The following is a 1657-nucleotide window of genomic DNA, read 5'->3' as shown; positions in this document are numbered from 1 at the left end:
GTAAAGGTGCACCAGGGTTTTGCCCAAGTGTTAGGCGGCGGCAAAGTAGCAATTCAGCAGAAGGACAAGCCTTTAACTCTTGCGGCAAAGCACATAATACTGGCTACAGGGGCCAGCGCTAGGCTGGTGCCTGGCTTGGACGAAAAAATGCTGTGGACAGCCAGAGACGCAATGCTACCCAAAGCTTTGCCAAAGTCTCTACTGATTATTGGCAGCGGGGCTATAGGAATCGAGTTCGCAAGTTTCTACAGCCATATGGGTAGTAAAGTTACCGTAGTAGAAATGCAAGATCGAATCCTGCCCCTGGAGGATAAAGCCGTATCAGAATTTATGCAGAAAGTCTTGCAGGCGCAGGGTATTGAAATTTTGACTGGGGGGTCTGTACCCTCGCTAAAGAAGGCAGGGCCAGCAATGCAGGCACAGATCAAGCTTGGCACACAAAAGGTTATCACCTTAGAATGCGATAAGGCAATTGCGGCTATAGGCGTTATCCCAAACACCCATGGGTTAGGCTTGGAGAATACCAAGGCAGCCCTGGACGAGCGCGGATTTATCGTGACCGACGATTGTTGTCGCACGGCCGAGCCGAATTTGTATGCCATAGGTGACGTAGCTGGCCCTCCGTGTTTGGCGCACAAGGCTAGCCATGAAGCGGTCATGTGTGTTGAGGGAATAGCCGCGTCTGATGGCATTTTGAAAGACAAGCCTCATCCACTCGGGGTACATAACATACCCAGCTGTATATATTCAATTCCGCAGGTTGCCAGTATTGGGCTCACGGAAGAGCAGGCCAGGGCTCAGGGGCTTGACATCAAGGTGGGGGTCTCACACGCAAATTGCAGTGGAAAAGCTATAGTCTCCGGAGCGGTTGATGGTTTTGTGAAGGTCATTATAGACTCCACATCGGGGGAGCTGCTTGGTGCCCACATGGTGGGAGAAGAAGTCACTGAAATGATCAACGGATATGTGATAGGCAAAAAGCTAGAAGCCACTGACCTTGACCTATTGTCGACAATATTCCCGCATCCTACGTTATCGGAGATGATGCACGAGGCCGTGTTGGCCGCGCTTGGCCGGCCACTAAATGGCTAGTGTCCCACAAGACACGCTTCATCTTCCCAGCAAGTAATGTGATCGCATCTTTGCCAATCTGGGTATTCCCAGCAGCCCTGTAGAAGCATCAGCAGCACCAAAGAATATAGCCGTAATACAACCAACATTACAATAGCAGGCCATGCGAGTTTTCCAAAGATAGCCATAATGCTGGAACCCAAGATTAGCTTCAAGGATAGCATGCTCACAGCCCTAGAGGGGAGCATTGGGTATAGTATTGGAGGAGCCAGGGTTGAAGTAGAAGTAGGGTATGAAAGGTTTGTCATTAAGGGAGGTAAGAAGTCTAATGAGGATACAGCTTCAGTATTCTTATTAGGAAAGGAGTTAGCATATGATACAGCAAGAGGTCAGGTAGACCGTCTTGCCACTGCTTTAGGTAAGATGACTAAGGGTGAAGCTAAGAAGTGGGGTAATGCCATAGAGAGTGCTACTGGCACTACTAGTGGTGATGAACTGAGTAAGAAGGTGTGTGGCAAGGGTACCACTAGTGGTAGCACCAACCAGTGTGGTACCACCGATAGCACTGCCACCACCAAGATTAGTG

2 protein-coding genes are annotated in these 1657 nt (G+C 49.7%); both read left to right on the top strand.

Annotation, left to right across the window (positions count from 1 at the left end; translation table 11 throughout):
- On the top strand, nt 1–1092 hold a 1092-nt coding region (locus tag GAC_RS05195; protein ID WP_037349731.1), incomplete at its 5' end, for an FAD-dependent oxidoreductase.
- A 126-nt stretch (nt 1093–1218) separates the two neighbouring features.
- The coding region (locus tag GAC_RS05190; RefSeq protein ID WP_407059598.1) for a P44/Msp2 family outer membrane protein at nt 1219–1657 on the top strand (439 nt) is incomplete at its 3' end.

Origin of the sequence: Anaplasma marginale str. Florida (assembly GCF_000215485.1) — a bacterium.
Taxonomy (GTDB): Bacteria; Pseudomonadota; Alphaproteobacteria; order Rickettsiales; family Anaplasmataceae; genus Anaplasma; species Anaplasma marginale.
The sequence above is the reverse complement of the archived record's forward strand: the minus strand, read 5'-3'. Positions and strand labels throughout refer to the sequence as shown.